The organism is Mesorhizobium sp. M7A.F.Ca.CA.002.09.1.1, assembly GCF_003998555.1.
Classification (GTDB): domain Bacteria; phylum Pseudomonadota; class Alphaproteobacteria; order Rhizobiales; family Rhizobiaceae; genus Mesorhizobium; species Mesorhizobium ciceri.
The window spans coordinates 1-3227 of the sequence record NZ_RZRR01000666.1; the positions used below are offsets into that span (position 1 = coordinate 1).

Consider the following 3227-nt stretch of genomic DNA (forward strand, 5'->3'; position numbering starts at 1 on the left):
TCTTGGCAACGAGTGCCGCCGTCATCGAGACGAAGATGACGCGCAGATATTGCATGAAAGCGACGAGCCGCTGATCGGCGCCGAAGGCACCCGCCATCAGCACCATGGCGGTGGCCGCACCCGGCGACGAGCCCCAGACGGCGGTGGTGCCGGGCAGGATGCGCCAGCGGCTGATCAGCCAGCCGAGCAGGCTGGAGGCTGTGACGGTGGCCACCACGACGCCGAGAAACAGCGGCCATTCCTGGGTGAAGACCGGAAAGATGTCGGCCGAGATCGACGCCGCGACGAGGCAGCCGACGATCGCCTGGGCGGCGCCGAACAGAAGACGCGGCACGCGCACCGTGGCGCCATTGGTGCCGGCGACGATGGCGGCCAGCATCGGCCCGATCAGCAGCGCCGCCGGCAGGGCGGCGAGTTCCAGCGCGCCGGCAAACAGCAAGGAAACAACCAGCAGGGCAAGCCACTGCCAGAGCTTGCGCATCCGCGCCATGCGCTCGAGTGTGGGCAGGTCCGGGGAGGGCTGCTCGGCCGAGGAATCCATGTTTCGCTCTTAGACCCGCAGGGCGAAAAATGCGAACCGCGATTCACAGAAAAATGATTGTTTCACCCGCCCAGGTGTCGAGTAACAGGTCTCACAAGCCGGCGTTGAACCGTTGCTCGATCTCATTGCGACCCATGCGGTCGAAATCGTCGGGGACGGAAAACTGGCCGGCCATAAAACCGACCCGTCGCGCCTGCAGCGTCGGCTGTTCGATCGGCACGATTCTGGCCAACGGCTTGCCGGCTTTGGCAATAACAAACGACTCGCCTTGGGCTGCACGTCTCACAAGGCGCGACAGATGAGCTTTCGCATCGCGAATGTTTACTGTCTGCGTCAAAGATTGCTCCTCAAAATTGGCATCGAACTCACCCCGTCTTGCTGTCGGCTAGGCCGAAGCCGCCGACGGGGTGGGTCTCGACCTGGAATTCGAAGCCGGCGATGAACGGCCGCGCCTTGGCGATCGCTGCCTGGACTTCGGGAAGCTGCAGCGAGGCCTTGTGGCTTTCGGCGTCGGTCCACACTTCGGTGACCCAGATCGCGTCGGCATCGGCGGGATCGCGCGCGATGATATAGCTCAGGCAGCCCGACAGGGCGCCGGTGCTGGCGCGCAGGAGGTCCATGACCGCGTCGCGCTGGCCGCGCGACGCCCGCATCTTGCCGATCAGTCCGTACATTCCGTTGTCTCCTTTGAGGTTTTCGACAAGAGCGTGCAGATCGCCAGTATGGCGATAGCCGTTCAAGGCATCAACTGGCCGCCATTCACCTCGATCACCTGGCCGGTGATGTAGCCGCTGAGAAGGTCGGAAGAGAGGAACAGATAGGCGCCGACGCAATCCTGCGCCGTGCCGGCGCGTCCCTGCGGAATGGTGGCGACCATGCCCTTGATCTGCTCGTCGGTCGAATAGCGCTCGTGGAACGGGGTGAGAATGGTGCCGGGCGCCACCGCGTTGACGCGGATGCCGAAGCCGATCAGCTCCTTTGCCATGCCGCGCGTCACATTGGAGACGAAAGCCTTGGCAGAGCCGTAAAGCCCGGCGCCGCCGCCGGCACCATTGCGGGCGGCGATCGAGGAGGTGTTGACGATGAAGCCGCCCTGTTTCTTCAGCCACGGGATCGCCTTGCGCGAAGCAGTCAGCACCGAACGGGCGTTGAGGTCCATCACCGCATCGTAATGCGCCTCGGTCTGCTCGGCATAGGGGATGCGGCCGAGCATGCCGCCGGCATTGTTGACCAGCCCGTCGAGGCGGCCGAAATATTGCGCACTGTCCTCGACGACGCGCTCGACATCGGCGGCAACGGAGAAATCGCCCTGGACGAGAAACACCTCGCCGCCCTTGTCGGCAATCGTCAGGCCGAGCTTCTCGGCGGCGTCGCGGCTCGAGTTATAATGCAGCGCCACCTTGCATTTCTGCGCTGCATAGGCCAGCGCGAGCGCCGCCCCGATGCCGGTCGATGCACCGGTAACCAGCACTGCCTTGCCGGCAAGATCGGGTATGCTGAGTGTGGTGGCTGGCACGGTTCTTCCTCCGGGATGTCTGCCTGCCCTTCGTAGGCCCTTGCCACCCCGGTGTTCAAGCCTTGGAGCAATTCAAGGAAAAGTGTGAGCGCTTTCCCCGGGGGATTTGCGTCAAACAAACCGCTCTACGGACGCAGATAGGCGTAACCCTGGCCTTGCAGTTCGGCGAGTTTGACGACGCCGCCCTTGTCGGCGGCATGAAATCCGGCGAGCAGGTCGGGGAGTGTGATGTCCATGCCGTGCATGGTGTTGGCGCAGGCGTGGGGTTCCAATCCCTGCTGCACCAGGCCGGCGAAGCGCCCGGAAATCGCGGCCGATATGCCTTTCGACTTGAAGGCCGCGAGCGCGGGACCATGCACGACCAGCACGATGTCGACCTTGCCGCCGGTGCCTTCATAATGGTTCTTGATGTTGCCGAGCACGAAATTGACCTTGTCGGTGTCGCTCAAGTGGTAGGCGACTTTTTGCCTTGTGGGCTCGGTGGCGGCTGCCTGTGCTGCCCGCAGACCGAGAAGCGTTCCGGTTCCGGCAAGAACCGTGCGGAACATGTCGCGCCGGCGCATGGCATCCTCCTCCGCTTGGCGGCTGACCGCGAATTGCGTGACTCCAGCCGCAATACTAGCATAAATTGCCGTTGCGTCCTTTCGATGCGGAGGAGAGGTCACATGGCGTTGAAGGAATGGGCGTTTGGGTTGGGGGAATGGAAGACGGTTGCCGGCGCCGGGTTTTGCGCCGTGCTGCTCGGCGCGCTTGCCGGATCGGCCTCCGCCGACGATGCGCTGAAGCTTACCGAACTCAGTCCGAACGGCGCTGATGCCTGTTTCGGCCGCGTCTATGATGGGGCGCATCTCAAGGCGCACCCGAAGCAGAAGGTGGCGCGGATCTTCTTCTACTACGGCCATGATCCGGTCAGCCGGCCGAACGAGGAACCGACCGGGAATTCCGACACGTCCTACAATGCCTTCATCGCCACCACCGTGCGCGGCGCCAAGTCGCCTGAATGGGCCGGCGGCTGGTGCAATCATGCTTCCGAGGACGGCAAGACGGGCCCGGTCCATTGCGGCATGGAATGCGACCGGACGCTTGCGTCGCTGAAGGTCGATGACAAGGGTCGGCTGTTCCTCTCGGATCTGCAGCCCGACATCTATCTCGATGCCGGATCAGAAGAGG

General features: G+C 63.6%; 5 protein-coding genes and 1 pseudogene. 1 reads left to right on the forward strand and 5 read right to left on the reverse strand.

Translation table 11 applies throughout. From position 1 onward, the window contains the following. From EN994_RS24105 to EN994_RS24125, 5 genes are all read right to left on the reverse strand, one after another. The coding region (locus EN994_RS24105; protein WP_206530484.1) for an AbrB family transcriptional regulator at positions 1-541 on the reverse strand (541 nt) is incomplete at its 3' end. A gap of 91 nt (positions 542-632) precedes the next feature. Beyond that, positions 633-878, reverse strand: coding sequence for a type II toxin-antitoxin system Phd/YefM family antitoxin (locus EN994_RS24110; protein ID WP_013529932.1), 246 nt, complete (start codon positions 876-878; stop codon positions 633-635). Positions 879-906: 28 nt separating this feature from the next. Further along, positions 907-1215, reverse strand: a complete 309-nt coding sequence (locus EN994_RS24115) for a putative quinol monooxygenase (protein ID WP_063168863.1) — start codon at positions 1213-1215, stop codon at positions 907-909. A gap of 62 nt (positions 1216-1277) precedes the next feature. Further along, positions 1278-2057 carry an SDR family oxidoreductase gene (locus tag EN994_RS24120; protein ID WP_013529934.1) on the reverse strand — a complete coding sequence of 260 codons (780 nt, stop codon included), beginning with the start codon at positions 2055-2057 and terminating at the stop codon, positions 1278-1280. Positions 2058-2182: 125 nt separating this feature from the next. Continuing rightward, the gene (locus tag EN994_RS24125) at positions 2183-2620 is read right to left on the reverse strand and encodes a DsrE family protein (RefSeq protein WP_013529935.1); all 438 of its coding nucleotides are present in this window, start codon (positions 2618-2620) and stop codon (positions 2183-2185) included. A 102-nt stretch (positions 2621-2722) separates the two neighbouring features. Here EN994_RS24125 and EN994_RS24130 point away from each other — a divergent pair. Next, positions 2723-3227: pseudogene (locus tag EN994_RS24130) on the forward strand (hypothetical protein); the annotation flags it as partial.